Source organism: Streptomyces sp. NPDC031265 (assembly GCF_055570295.1).
This window is the reverse complement of record NZ_JBVIHM010000004.1, coordinates 106,216-119,003: the sequence shown is the minus strand read 5'-3', so window position 1 is coordinate 119,003 and position 12,788 is coordinate 106,216. Positions and strand designations below refer to the sequence as shown.

Sequence of the window (12,788 nt, the reverse complement as noted above, 5' to 3'; positions counted from 1 at the left end):
CCCCCCCCCCCCCTCACCTCCCCCCCCCCCCCCCCCCCCCACCCCCCCCCCCCCCCCCCCCCCCCCCCCCCCCCCCCCCCCCCCCGCTTCTCTGTGGGTGCTGCGGGTACGGAACCTGCCGTACCCGACGTACTACTCGACCGTGACGGACTTCGCCAGGTTGCGCGGCTTGTCGATGTCACGGCCCATGGCCAGCGCCGTGTGGTACGCGAAGAGCTGGAGCGGGATGCCCATCAGGATCGGGTCCAGCTCGTTCTCGTTCTTCGGGACGACGATGGTGTGGTCGGCCTTCTCCTGCTCGCGGTGGGCCACGGCGAGGATGCGGCCGCTGCGGGCCTTGATCTCCTCAAGGGCCGCGCGGTTCTTCTCCAGCAGGTCGTCGTCGGGGACGATCGCGACCGTCGGCAGCGCGGGCTCGATGAGCGCCAGCGGGCCGTGCTTGAGCTCGGAGGCCGGGTAGGCCTCGGCGTGGATGTAGGAGATCTCCTTGAGCTTCAGGGAGGCCTCCAGGGCGACCGGGTAGCCGCGCACACGGCCGATGAACATCATCGACTGGGCGCCCGCGTACTCCTTGGCCAGCTTCTCGATCTCCGGCTCCATGGCCAGGATCTCGGAGATCTGCGCGGGCAGCTTGCGCAGGCCCTCGATGATCCGCTTGCCGTCGGCCACCGACAGGTCGCGGATGCGGCCCAGGTGCAGCGCGAGCAGCGCGAAGGCCACGACGGTGTTGGTGAAGCACTTGGTGGAGACGACGCAGACCTCGGGGCCGGCGTGCACGTACGTGCCGCCGTCAGCCTCGCGGGCGATCGCCGAGCCGACGACGTTCACGACGCCCAGGACGCGGGCGCCCTTGCGCTTGAGCTCCTGGACGGCGGCGAGCACGTCGTAGGTCTCACCGGACTGCGAGACCGCGATGTACAGCGTGTCGGGGTCCACGACCGGGTTGCGGTAGCGGAACTCGGAGGCCGGCTCGGCGTCCGCGGGGATGCGGGCGAGCTCCTCGATGAGGCCGGCGCCGATCAGACCGGCGTGGTACGAGGTGCCGCAGCCGAGGATCTTGATCCGGCGCACACCGCGGGCCTCGCGGGCGTCCAGGTTGAGGCCGCCGAGGTGGACGGTGGAGAACCGGTCGTCGATGCGGCCGCGCAGCACGCGGTCCACGGCGTCGGCCTGCTCCGACATCTCCTTGTGCATGTACGTCTCGTGGCCGCCCATGTCGTAGGAGGCGGCCTCCCACTCGACGGTCTCGGGGGTGGGGTTGGTGAGGGTGCCCGAGGTCGTGTACGTACGGAAGTCGTCGGCCTTGAGGGTGGCCATCTCGCCGTCCTCAAGGGTGACGACCTGGCGGGTGTGGGCGATCAGCGCGGCGACGTCCGAGGCGACGAACATCTCCTTCTCGCCGATGCCGAGGACCACCGGGGAGCCGTTGCGGGCCACCACGATGCGGTCGGCGAAGTCGGCGTGCATCACGGCGATGCCGTACGTGCCCTCGATGACCTTGAGCGCCTCTCGGACCTTCTCCTCCAGGGAGTCGGCCTGGGAGCGGGCGATCAGGTGGGTGATGACCTCGGTGTCGGTCTCGGAGGCGAAGACGACGCCCTCGGCCTCCAGCTTGACGCGCAGCTCGGCGGCGTTGTCGACGATGCCGTTGTGGACGACGGCGACCTTGTTCTCCGGGTCCAGGTGCGGGTGCGAGTTGACGTCGCTCGGGGCGCCGTGGGTGGCCCAGCGGGTGTGCGCGATGCCGGTGGTGCCGGTGAAGCGCTTGGGGACGCGGGCTTCCAGGTCGCGGACGCGGCCCTTGGCCTTGACCATCTTCAGCGCGCCCGACTTCGGGCTGTTGATGACCACGCCCGCGGAGTCGTAACCCCGGTACTCCAGCCGCTGCAGGCCCTCCAGCAGCAGGGGAGCGACGTCACGCTTACCGATATAACCGACGATTCCGCACATAGAGTCTTGCCCCTCCATCGACGTTCAGAGTTCGTACGCGTGCCCGGCTGCCTCAGCCGTGAACGATCTAGCCGTAGACGATGCGGCGCAGCTGCCGGAGCGAGAGCTCCGGTGGCGCCACGGCGCGGTGCGGCAGCTCGGCCGCGATCCGCTCGAAGATCTCCGCGTTCACCAGGCCACCGGACTGCAGTTCACGGTGGCGGCGGCGGACGAATTCCTCGTACGTCTCGTCGAAGTACGCCAGCACATCGAGCACCACCCGGGCCGCTTCGCCGCGCTGGAGCGCGGTGCTGCGCACCAGGTGGTCGATGAGGTCGTCGTGGGACGACGGGCGACGTTCGAGCACTCGTCGATATTGAGGGGTATGGGGGCCGTACGCAAGAATCCTGCCCGATTTCGGGCAGGATTCTCATGATCATAGGTCGGAAGGGGGGATGGTCTGGACCAGTAGGCGGCCCGGAGGCCCTGCCCGGGCCGCTTCAGAGGCGCTTGAGCACGGCCTGCTTGGCCAGGCTGAACTCCTCGTCCGTGAGGATCCCGGACGCGTGCAGCTCGCCGAGCTCGCGCAGCCGCCGCAGCAGGGCGTCGGGGTCGTCGGCGGCGCCGGGTACGGGGCCGAGCGCCTTGGGCTCCGGTACGGGCACGGCCTCCGGCGCGTGCGGGTGCGGCATCCGGACCACCACGGCCGCGGCGATCAGCGCCATCAGCGGGTCCTTCTTGAAGCCGTTGAGCTCCACGGCGTGCGGATCGCGCCCGGCGGGGACCCGGGGTGCGTTCGGCGAGCTCACGAAGCGCAGATGCCCGTCCACCAGACCCCGCGAGGGCTGCCACTCCACCGCGTGCAGGTCCTCCAGGGGGATGGTGGCCGGGCCGCTGCTCGTCTTCACCTCGTCGGTGTGCCAGGTCCACTCCAGGCGGACCGTGCGCCCGTCGAAACCGGCCGTGCCGTCGCCCGCGCTCACGGTCAGCGGCAGCGAGGGCCCCGGCAGCAGATAGCGGTCGACCGGCCCGGTGGGCACCGAGTCGAGCAGCAGGGCGTTGCGGACCTCGTCCACGAAGTACTCGGCTATCGCGGCCCCCTTCGTCTCCACGGTCAGGGTGTACGGGTCGGAGGCGTCGTCCAGTTTGCCGCCGGTGACCTGGAGCAGCGGGTCGGCCCCGTCCCGCAGCCTCAGCCGCAGCCGCCCGGTCCTGCGCCCCGGCTCGTACGCCACCCCGGCCAGCGCCACGAGCGGCACCGTGACCTCGCCGAGCGTGCGGCGCAGCAGGCTGACGCCCTTGTCGCTGCCGGGCACGATGCGCACGCCGTCCCCGTCGAAGCTCCAGGTCCCGTCCTTCTGGATGATTTCCGCCATGAGGTGATTCTTCCATCCGGCCTTGCGGCGCCGGGCAGTTGGGCGGTCGGGCCCGCAGTGGTCCACACCTTGACCGCCGGTGGGGCGGGCGGTTGTGATGGGTTCCGTTCGGTTGCTCGGCGTACCCCGTTGAAGGGAACCGCTGGTGAGTCAGCGCAGAACTCAGCACAGAACAGTTTCCGTACTGCTCGGCGCGCTGCTGCTGGTGGCGGTGGCAGGCACTTCCCGGGCCGGAACGGCGACCGCGCCCCCCGCGGCCCGCGCCCCCCGCTCGCTCGGCCAGATCGTCCCCGCCCCCGCGTCCGTCGCGCCGGGCGGCACCCCGTACACGATCACGTCCACCACCCCGATCCGGGTCGACGCCGCCGCGGGCGCCGAGGGCCGCCGGATCGCCGGGTATCTGGCGGACGTGCTGCGCCCCTCGACCGGGTACGCGCTGCCGGTGAAGGCCGACGGCCGGGACGGTATCCGGCTACGGCTCTCCGGCGACGCGCGGCTCGGGGAGGAGGGGTACCGGCTGGAGAGCGGCCGGGGCGCGGTCACCCTCACGGCGCACCGGGCGGCCGGGCTCTTCCACGGCGTCCAGACGCTGCGGCAGCTGCTGCCCGCGTCGGTGGAGAAGAGGACGCGGCAGCCGGGCCCGTGGCAGGTGGCGGGCGGAAAGATCGAGGACAGCCCGCGCTATGCCTACCGGGGCGCGATGCTGGACGTCTCGCGCCACTTCTTCACGCCCGCGCAGGTCGAGCGGTACATCGACCAGCTGGCGCTCTACAAGGTCAACAAGCTGCATCTGCACCTCAGCGACGACCAGGGCTGGCGGATCGCGATCGACTCCTGGCCGAGGCTGGCGGCGTACGGCGGGCAGACGCAGGTGGGCGGCGGCAAGGGCGGGTCGTACAGCAAGGCGGACTACCAGGAGATCGTCCGCTACGCGGCGAGCCGCTATCTGGAAGTCGTGCCCGAGATCGACACCCCCGGCCACACGAACGCGGCGCTCGCCTCGTACGCCGCGCTGAACTGCGACGGCGTCGCACCACCCCTCTATACCGGCACGGACGTCGGTTTCAGCTCACTGTGCGTGTCGAAGCCGGTGACCTACGCGTTCCTGGACGACGTGGTGCGGGAGCTGGCGGCTATGACGCCAGGTCGATATATCCACATCGGCGGCGACGAGGCGCACTCGACGGCGCACGCCGACTATGCGGCCTTCATGGACAAGGCGCAGGCGATCGTCGGCACGTACGGCAAGACGGTGATGGGCTGGCACCAGCTGACCGGTGCGCGGCCGGTCGCCGGGGCGGTGGCCCAGTACTGGGGCACGGACGGAAACGAGGCCGAGGTCGTCGCGGCGGCGAAGGCGGGCACGAAGGTGGTGATGTCGCCGGCGAACCGGGCGTACCTCGACATGAAGTACGACGCGCATACGGAACTGGGGCTGGACTGGGCGGGGTTCGTGGACGTGGACAAGTCCTACGGGTGGGACCCGGACGCCTTCGTCAAGGACCTCCCGCGGGGGTCGGTCCTGGGGGTGGAGGCGCCGTTGTGGTCGGAGACGCTGACGACGAGCTCGGATGTCGAATACATGGCGTTTCCGCGGGTGGTGGGGGTTGCGGAGCTCGGGTGGTCGCCGGCGCGGACACACGACTGGGCGACGTACAAGGTCCGCTTGGCGCAGCAGGGGCCGAGGCTGGGGGCGCTGGGGGTGAACTTCTATCGGTCGCCGGTGGTGCCGTGGGAGTGAACCCGGTGAATCCCCCACCCCGCCTCCACCCCCGCCCACCCCCGGAGGCCACGCGGCGGAGCCGCATGTCACAGCGGGAACGGGCGGGGTGGGGGGATCACCCCCCGATCGGGTTCCGCAGGGTGCCCACCAGTTGCAGCGCCCCCGACGGATCCGCCAGGTCCACCATCTGCCTGTTGTTGCGCAGCTGCAGACGGTTCAGGCAGGACAGGGCGAACTCCGGGGCGAACATGTCGTACTGCTTGAACTTGTCGGCCAGTTCGGGCACAGACGCCTGGTACGACGTGACGCACTCCGCCACCGCCGCCCAGAACTCCTCCTCCCCGACGACCCCCTCGCTCACCAGCGTCGCGTTCAGGAAACGGAAGAAGCAGTCGAAGACGTCCGTGAAGACGGACAGCAGCTTCATGTCGTCCGGCACGTCCGCGCGGATCCGCTCCACCGCAGGCGGCAGCACCGCGTCCGGGTCCATGACAGCGATCTCCTCGGCGATGTCCTTGAAGATCGCCCGCACCACCGTCCCGTCCTCCGCCAGGACGAGGATCACGTTCTCGCCGTGCGGCATGTAGACCAGGTCGTACGCGTAGAACGAGTGCAGGACCGGCAGCAAGTACGCGTTCAGGTAGCACCGCAGCCACTCCCGCGCCCCCACCCCCGACTCCGCGATCAGCGCGCCCGCGAAGGACGTCCCGGCCCCGTCGACGTGCAGCAGCGACGCCATCGTCGCCAGCCGCTCGCCCGGCTCCAGTGACGGCACCGGGCTCTCGCGCCACAGCGCCGCCAGCATCTTGCGGTACGGCGAGTAGCGGTCGGTGGCCCGCTCGTACTGGCGGTGGTGGTAGCCGATCGCCGCCCGCTCGCGGATGATCGAGAAGCGGGCCGACTGGAGGACGGAGTCGCGCTCCACCAGCCCCGCCAGCCAGTCGTTGATCGCCGGCGTCGCCTCCATGTACGCGGCCGAAAGGCCCCGCATGAAGCCCATGTTGAGGACCGACAGGGCCGTCTTCACGTAGTGCTTGGAAGGGGTCGTCGTGTTGTAGAACGTGCGGATCGACTGCTGGGCGAGGTACGTGTCGTCGCCCACTCCCAGCGGCACCAACCTGTCCTGCGCCACCTCCGCCGCGAACGTCACCGACAGCTTGTTCCACCACTGCCATGGGTGGACCGGCAGCAGCTGGTAGTCCGCGAGGTCCAGACCCCGCGCCGCCATCACAGCGGCGAAACGTTCCAGCGTCTCCGCGCCCAGCTCCGCCTCGATCAGCGTCTCGTAGTCGAGCCCGGCGCCCGAGGTGAAGGTCGCCCGGTCGCGCCGCGCCGCCAGCCAGATCAGTCGGACCGGGGCGGCGGCCTCCGGCGCGTACGCCGCGTACTCGTGCACACCGAACCCGAGCCGCCCGTTGTTGGCCACGAAGCACGGGTGGCCCTCGGTCATGCCCGTCTCGATCGCCTGGAAGCCCGCCTGGGCGAGCTCGGCGGCCGGGGTCTGCTCCTTGGTGAGCTTGTACGCCGTACCGGAGAGCGTGGAGGAGATCTCCTCCAGGTACACCGGCAGGATCTCGTCGCTCAGGCCCAGTGTCGTGCGCAGCTCGATGAAGAAGTCGAGGGCGTCGAGGGGGAGCTGGCCGTCGGCCCCGTGTCGCGTGACCGACTCCGGGTCGACCTGCCAGTGGTCGAGGGCGTACAGCGCGGCGGTGAAGCGGTACTCCACCGTGCCGTCGTCGCTGTGCACGCCGTACCGGTCCTCGCCCAGCGGCCGCGGCTTCAGCAGCCGCTCGTGCGCGAACTCGGCGAGCGCCTTGCGGATCAGCAGCCGGTTGGCGCGCGCCCACAGTTCGGGGGTGAGGTGGGGGACTCCGATGTCAGTGGTCGTCGTCATCGGGTCGCTCCCTCGGTCGCCGCCTCGAACGCGGCCCGCGTGCAGACGCTCAGCAGCGCCGTCTTCTCCGGCTTGGTGATCTCCCCGGCGACCTCGAAGCCGACGGCGGCGTTGAGCGCGTGGACGGCCTTGTTGCCCACGTCGGGCTCCACGACGACCCGCCGGGTCGCGGGGTCCGCGAAGAGGGTCTCCATCACGGCGGTGATCACCGCGCGGGTGAAGCCGTGGATCGGCGTGCCCGTCGGCGCGACCAGGAAGTGCATGCCGACGTCGCCGGGCTCGGGCTCGTAGAGTCCGACCAGCTCGCGGTGGGCCGGGTCGTACTTCTCCATCAGGAAGGCGGGTTCGCCGTCGTGCAGCCCGAGCAGCGCGTGGTGGTGCTCGTCGGCCGCGATCTCCATGTACGCCCGCTCGACGTCCTCCAGCTTCGCGTCCTGCATCATCCAGAACGCGGACTTGGGGTGGGTGACCCAGCCGTGCAGCAGCTCGGCGTCCCTCAGGGGATCGAGGGGGCGGACGGTGAACGTACCTATGTCGGCTGTGGTGCTCATACGGCGAACTCCTGGAAGGCGATGGACTTCTCGACCGGGTAGTACTCACGGCCGAGGAGCTCGCCGATGATGTACGCGTTGCGGTAGGCGCCCATGCCCAGGTCGGGCGAGGTGATCGAGTGGGTGTGCACGGCGGCGTTCTGGAGGAAGATCTCGCGGCCGGTGGTGTCGATGGCGTAGTTGCGGGCCACGTCGAAGCGGCCGCGGCCGTCCCGCTTCAGCCGGTCGGCGACGGGCGCGAGGAACTCCGGCTCGGCGTATTTGTAGCCGGTCGCCAGGATCAGGCCCTCGGTGGTGAGGCTGTAGTCCTTCTCCTGCTCCTCCTGGCGCAGACCCAGCGTGTACGTGCCGGTCGTCGGGTCGTAACTGACGGCGTTCAGCGAAGAGTTGGTGAGCAGACGCGTACCGACGGGACCCTTGAGGCTCTTCTGGTAGAGCAGGTCGAAGATCGCGTCGACGAGCTCCGAGTCGATGCCCTTGAAGAGTCCCTTCTGCTGCGTCTCCAGGCGGTAGCGGGTGGCCTCGGGCAGCGCGTGGAAGTAGTCCACGTACTCCGGCGAGGTCATCTCCAGCGTCAGCTTGGTGTATTCGAGCGGGAAGAAGCGGGCCGAGCGGGTGACCCAGTTCAGCCGGTAGCCGTGGACGTCGATCTCGCTCAGCAGGTCGTAGTAGATCTCCGCGGCGGACTGCCCGCTGCCGACCAGGGTGATCGATTCCTTCTTCTGGAGCGCCTCCTTGTGCTCCAGATAGCGGGAGTTGTGCAGGTGGTCGCCGCCCAGGCCCCGGCACGGCTCGGGGACGAACGGCGGGGTGCCGGTGCCGAGCACCAGGCGCCGGGTGCGGAACTCGGAGCCGTCCTCGGTGCGTACGACGTACACCTCGTCCTCGTACGTGACCGTCTTCACCGTCTGGTTGAAGCGGATCGAGGAGAGCTTGCCGGCCGCCCAGCGGCAGTAGTCGTTGTACTCGGTACGCAGCGGGTAGAAGTTCTCGCGTATGTAGAACGAGTAGAGGCGGCCGGACTCCTTCAGGTAGTTGAGGAAGGAGTACGGCGAGGTCGGGTCCGCGAGGGTGACCAGGTCCGACATGAACGGGGTCTGGAGGTGGGCGCCCTCCAGGAACATGCCCGAGTGCCACTCGAAGTCCGGCTTGGTCTCCAGGAAGAGGCCGCGGAGCTCGTCGACCGGCTCGGTGAGGCAGGCCAGGCCCAGGTTGAAGGGCCCGAGGCCGATCCCGATGAAGTCGTACGGCTCACGAGGCTGCGTGGACAAGGTTCTCTCCCAGGTACTGCTCGGCGTGGCCGGCGATCAGATCGAGGACGGCGGCGATGTCGTGGACCGTCGTCTCGGGGTTGAGCAGGGTGAACTTCAGGTACTGACGGCCGCCGGCCTTGGTGCCGGCGACGACCGCCTCGCCGGACGCGAACAGCGCCTTGCGGGCGTAGAGGTTGGCGCGGTCGATCTCGGCGGGCGAGGTGACCGCGTCCGGGATGTAGCGGAAGACGAGAGTGGAAAGGGTGGGCTCGACGACGACGTCGTAGCGCGGGTCGGCGGCGAGCAGTCGCCAGCCCTCCACGGCCAGGTCGCACACCTCGTCGAAGAGTCCGCCGACGCCCTCGGCGCCCATGGTGCGCAGCGTCATCCACAGCTTGAGGGCGTCGAAGCGGCGGGTGGTCTGGAGGGACTTGTCGACCTGGTTGGGGATGCGCTCCTCGGCGGCCCGCCGCGGGTTGAGGTAGTCCGCGTGGTACGTGGCGTGCCGCAGGGTGGTGCCGTCCTTGACCAGGATCGCGCTCGAACTCACCGGCTGGAAGAAGGACTTGTGGTAGTCCACGGTGACGGAGTCGGCGTGCTCGATGCCGTTCAGGAGGTGGCGGCGGGTCGGCGAGACGAGCAGCCCGCAGCCGTACGCGGCGTCCACGTGCATCCACGCGCCGTACTGGGCGCAGAGCTCGGCGATCTCGGGCAGCGGGTCGAGGGAGCCGAAGTCGGTGGTGCCCGCGGTGGCGACGACGGCCATCGGCACGTTGCCCTCGGCGGCGCAGCGCTCCAGGGCGCGGGCGAGCGCCACGGTCTGCAGTCGCTTGTCGTGGTCGCAGGGGATCGACACGACGGCGCCCCGGCCGAGGCCGAGCAGCTGGGCGGACTTCTGGACGCTGAAGTGACTGCACTCGGAGGAGAAGATCCGCAGCTTCGAGAGGTCGTCGGTCTTGGCCTCCTCGCGGGCGAGCAGCAGTGCCTGGAGGTTGGACTGGCTGCCGCCGCTGGTGAACACGCCGTCGGCGGACGGGCCGTAGCCGACGCGGCCGGCGGTCCAGTCGATCAGGCGGCGCTCGATGAGGGTGCCGCCCGCGCTCTGGTCCCAGGTGTCGAGCGAGGAGTTGACGGCCGAGAGGACCGCTTCGCCGAGGACCGCGGGGATGACCACCGGGCAGTTGAGGTGCCCGAGGTAGCGGGGGTGGTGGAAGTAGACGGCGTCGCGCAGATACACGTCCTCCAGCTCGTCCAGGACGGCGGAGGTGTCGCCCAGCGGCCGGTCGAGGTCGACGCGGTCGATGAGCGGGGCGATGTCCTCGACGGCCGCACCCGTGAACGGGCGGCGCGTCGCGGCGAGTTTCGACGCCACCCGCTCGACTCCTTCGGTCACGGAGCGCCGGTAGCTCTCCGCCGTCGTGTCATTGAGCAGGTGCGAACGCATGAACTGTCCTCCCGGATCGGGGACTTCGTCGGGCCCTCCGGGCAGAAAGGAAGGGGGGCGAGGACCGCGATCTCAAAGTTAGGTTAGCCTAACCTAACTTTGATCTCAACAGGCCCTCGCCCCCCGGGGAAGCGGTGGAGTTGGCAGGTGGCTGCGCTACCGGGCCCCTAAAGGGGCGCGGGGCTGTGACATGTGCGGCTCCGCCGCACGGGCGCGACCAGTCTCCACCGGCCCGCAGCCGCCACACCGACCTACGCGCCCTCTTCCTCGCGAAGCTGGTCCTCGGAACGCCCCCGCCGCCAGTAACCGACGAACGTGACGTTCCTGCGATCGACCTGACGCTCATTCACAAAGTGGCGACGCAACGACCGCATGGTGGACGCCTCCCCGGCGAGCCACACATAGGGGTCGAGCCCGGGCAACTCGCCCTCAGAACGCACCGCGTCCAGCACAGAGGCCGCCCCCTCCTCCCGCACCAGCCACGTGATCCGGGCATCCGCGACGGTCGGAAGAGACATCCGGTCCCCGCTGAACGGCACTTCCACCCACACCCGCGCCGGCGTGCCATGGGGCAGCCACTCCAGGATCGCCGAGAGCGCGGGCAGCGCCGTCTCGTCGCCCCACAGAACGACCCCGTCCGTGCCGGCCGGAGGCCGGAAGCGCACCGCCGTGTTGTCGGCGACCGCCGGACCGAGGACCGCCACACGGTCCCCGGGCGCGGCGCGGCCGGCCCAGCGGCACGCCGGGCCGCCGTCTTCGTGGAGCGCGAAGTCGATGTCGACCTCGTCGGGGTCGCGGCGCTGCTCGCGCAGGGTGTACGAGCGCATCACGGCCCGTACGCCGTCGGGCAGAGCCCGGTAGTCCGCGAACCACGTCTCCGGGTTCTGGGTGAGCGGCAGTACGGGCGCGTCCTGGCCGGGGTGCGGCAGGAAGAGCGAGAGGCTCTGGTCCCGGCCGCCGCCCTCGAAGTACGCCAACTGCTCGCCGCCGAAGGTGATCCTGACCAGCGACGGGCCGAGCCGCCGGGTCCGTACCACGCTCAGGTCGAAGAGTCGGAAGGGGACGGTGGCGGTCTCGGCTGTCATCGTCATGGTCAGGCAACCTTCTTCGCGGTCTCGATCGCCTTGGCGAGGGTTTCGAGGATCGGGGTGCACTTGTCGTACGAGTAGATCGGCTCCGTGGTGCGCGGGGTGATCTGGCCGGCCTTGACGGCGGGCAGCCCGGTCCAGGTCGGCTTGGACTTCAGGGCGTCCGGCTGGAGGGCCGTGGAGCGGTTGTCCATCATGATCACGTCGGCCTGGTACTTGCCGACGTTCTCCCAGCTGAGCTCCTCGAAGAAGCCCTGCGCGTTGACCTTCGGCTCGACGAACTTGACGCCCAGCTCCTGGAAGTACGCGGTGTCGGCGGACGTCTTGGCCGCGGAGACGTAGAACAGGTCGGCGCTGGCGGAACCAATCATCACCGTCACGCCGGGGTTGGCCTTGGTGGCGGCGCGCAGTCGGGCGGCGGCCTTCTCGAAGCGGGCCTTGGCCTCGGTGAACTTGGCGGCCTTCAGGTCGGCGCCGAGGGCGGCGGCGAGGTCGGCGCGGCGCTGGAGCGCGGCCGGCATGCTGATCTGCGCGGCCCACAGCGCGACGCTGGGGGCGAGCTTGAGGATCTTGTCCTTGCTGTTGTCCGGCACGTACCAGAGGGCGTCCTTCTCCCACATGTCCGTGACGAGGAGGTCCGGTGCGAGGGCCGCGTACTTCTCGACGCTGAACTCGCCCCAGACGTTGCCGAGGATCTCGACCTTGTTGATGTCGAGGTCGCCCGCCTGGACGTCCGGCTTGCCGTCCTTGGTCCTGGTCGGGCCGAACACGGCCTTGACCTCGATGCCGTAGTCGTGGAGGGCGGCGGCGGTGCCGGTGAAGGCCACGATGGTCCTGGGGGTGGACTTCGTCTCGACGGCCTTGCCGCGGTCGTCCTTGAAGGACCAGGGGCCCGACTTCCCGTCCGCCTTCTGCGAGTCGCCCTTCTTCTTGTCGTCGTCCCCGCACGCGGCCAGCGCGGCCCCGAGGCCGATGGCACCGCCGGCGGCCAGCAGACCGCGACGGGAGAGGTGGGACGCTCGGGAAAAGGGCATGACGATCCGCTTTCGTACGTGCCGGGGTCGGCCTCTGGCAGTTCTTGGGTAGGTTAGCCTAACCTCACAAGGATCTGTAGAGGGGTCGCCGAGTACGGCACGGCCGCGTCGGCTACCGCCGCAGGGGCCCGTATGTGAAGCGGACCTTGTGGGACGCGGTGGGCTCGTAGAGCGTGCGGCACGCGGTGCAGTGCCAGTGCCAGCGGTCCGCGGCGCCGGGCGCGGTGGTGGAGGTGTCCTTCCACAGCGGCGGGCGCGTCGGGCAGGCGGGGCAGGCGGGTGGGATCACGCTGCCCAGGGTGGTGCGCGGGGTGTATGCCGCGCGGGGTGTACGCCGCCGGGCCACCCGTTCGGGTTCGTCTGCGGACGGTGCTGGGTTGCTCGCGCGGGTTCCCGCGCCCCCGGGGAGGGCAGGGGGCGGGGGGAAACATGAACAACCCCAGAAAGTTCGCAGAAGAAACCCGGGAACCACGCCGAAAAGCCCCACCCCCTCCCG

Annotated in this window: 11 protein-coding genes; 1 reads left to right on the top strand and 10 read right to left on the bottom strand. The window is 70.0% G+C overall.

Annotated features, from left to right (window positions below; genetic code table 11):
* Positions 1 to 132: 132 nt before the first annotated feature.
* The 3 genes from glmS to ACZ499_RS09010 all read right to left on the bottom strand — a co-directional run bounded on the left by glmS (position 133) and on the right by ACZ499_RS09010 (position 3,305).
* Positions 133 to 1,950: a glutamine--fructose-6-phosphate transaminase (isomerizing) gene (gene glmS, locus ACZ499_RS09020; RefSeq protein ID WP_468406836.1), complete on the bottom strand. Its 1,818-nt coding sequence runs from the start codon at positions 1,948 to 1,950 to the stop codon at positions 133 to 135.
* A gap of 67 nt (positions 1,951 to 2,017) precedes the next feature.
* On the bottom strand, positions 2,018 to 2,296 hold the full coding sequence (locus tag ACZ499_RS09015) for a hypothetical protein (protein ID WP_190091738.1): 279 nt from the start codon (positions 2,294 to 2,296) through the stop codon (positions 2,018 to 2,020).
* 133 nt (positions 2,297 to 2,429) lie between these two features.
* On the bottom strand, positions 2,430 to 3,305 hold the full coding sequence (locus ACZ499_RS09010) for a DUF4429 domain-containing protein (protein ID WP_468673400.1): 876 nt from the start codon (positions 3,303 to 3,305) through the stop codon (positions 2,430 to 2,432).
* A 145-nt stretch (positions 3,306 to 3,450) separates the two neighbouring features.
* Here ACZ499_RS09010 and ACZ499_RS09005 point away from each other — a divergent pair, with 145 nt between their 5' ends.
* The gene (locus ACZ499_RS09005; RefSeq protein ID WP_468673399.1) at positions 3,451 to 5,046 is read left to right on the top strand and encodes a beta-N-acetylhexosaminidase; all 1,596 of its coding nucleotides are present in this window, start codon (positions 3,451 to 3,453) and stop codon (positions 5,044 to 5,046) included.
* A 97-nt stretch (positions 5,047 to 5,143) separates the two neighbouring features.
* Here the strand turns inward: ACZ499_RS09005 and ACZ499_RS09000 are convergent, their stop codons facing one another.
* The 7 genes from ACZ499_RS09000 to ACZ499_RS08970 form a co-directional block, all read right to left on the bottom strand.
* Positions 5,144 to 6,922, bottom strand: coding sequence for an IucA/IucC family protein (locus ACZ499_RS09000; RefSeq protein ID WP_468673398.1), 1,779 nt, complete (start codon positions 6,920 to 6,922; stop codon positions 5,144 to 5,146).
* A complete protein-coding gene (locus tag ACZ499_RS08995) occupies positions 6,919 to 7,473 on the bottom strand; it encodes a GNAT family N-acetyltransferase (RefSeq protein WP_468673397.1) in 555 nt (184 codons plus the stop codon). Before ACZ499_RS08995 ends, ACZ499_RS09000 begins: the two co-directional genes overlap by 4 nt.
* Entirely contained in the window at positions 7,470 to 8,744 is a 1,275-nt protein-coding gene (locus tag ACZ499_RS08990; protein ID WP_468673396.1) for a lysine N(6)-hydroxylase/L-ornithine N(5)-oxygenase family protein, read from the bottom strand. The genes ACZ499_RS08995 and ACZ499_RS08990 overlap by 4 nt, the downstream gene beginning before the upstream one ends.
* The gene (locus ACZ499_RS08985; protein WP_468673395.1) at positions 8,725 to 10,170 is read right to left on the bottom strand and encodes a pyridoxal phosphate-dependent decarboxylase family protein; all 1,446 of its coding nucleotides are present in this window, start codon (positions 10,168 to 10,170) and stop codon (positions 8,725 to 8,727) included. The genes ACZ499_RS08990 and ACZ499_RS08985 overlap by 20 nt, the downstream gene beginning before the upstream one ends.
* 251 nt (positions 10,171 to 10,421) lie before the next feature.
* Positions 10,422 to 11,255: a siderophore-interacting protein gene (locus ACZ499_RS08980; RefSeq protein ID WP_468673576.1), complete on the bottom strand. Its 834-nt coding sequence runs from the start codon at positions 11,253 to 11,255 to the stop codon at positions 10,422 to 10,424.
* 8 nt (positions 11,256 to 11,263) lie between these two features.
* On the bottom strand, positions 11,264 to 12,292 hold the full coding sequence (locus tag ACZ499_RS08975; protein ID WP_468673394.1) for an ABC transporter substrate-binding protein: 1,029 nt from the start codon (positions 12,290 to 12,292) through the stop codon (positions 11,264 to 11,266).
* A 112-nt stretch (positions 12,293 to 12,404) separates the two neighbouring features.
* Positions 12,405 to 12,581, bottom strand: a complete 177-nt coding sequence (locus ACZ499_RS08970) for a hypothetical protein (protein ID WP_468406820.1) — start codon at positions 12,579 to 12,581, stop codon at positions 12,405 to 12,407.
* Positions 12,582 to 12,788: the final 207 nt, after the last annotated feature.

Excerpts from the sequence above, each read along its gene's own strand:
- ACZ499_RS09010 (WP_468673400.1), bottom strand. The coding sequence starts at position 3,305 with ATGGCGGAAATCATCCAGAAGGACGGGACCTGGAGCTTCGACGGGGAC.
- ACZ499_RS08975 (WP_468673394.1), bottom strand. The coding sequence starts at position 12,292 with ATGCCCTTTTCCCGAGCGTCCCACCTCTCCCGTCGCGGTCTGCTGGCC.
- glmS (WP_468406836.1), bottom strand. The coding sequence starts at position 1,950 with ATGTGCGGAATCGTCGGTTATATCGGTAAGCGTGACGTCGCTCCCCTG.
- ACZ499_RS08995 (WP_468673397.1), bottom strand. The coding sequence starts at position 7,473 with ATGAGCACCACAGCCGACATAGGTACGTTCACCGTCCGCCCCCTCGAT.
- ACZ499_RS09000 (WP_468673398.1), bottom strand. The coding sequence starts at position 6,922 with ATGACGACGACCACTGACATCGGAGTCCCCCACCTCACCCCCGAACTG.
- ACZ499_RS08980 (WP_468673576.1), bottom strand. The coding sequence starts at position 11,255 with ATGACAGCCGAGACCGCCACCGTCCCCTTCCGACTCTTCGACCTGAGC.
- ACZ499_RS08985 (WP_468673395.1), bottom strand. The coding sequence starts at position 10,170 with ATGCGTTCGCACCTGCTCAATGACACGACGGCGGAGAGCTACCGGCGC.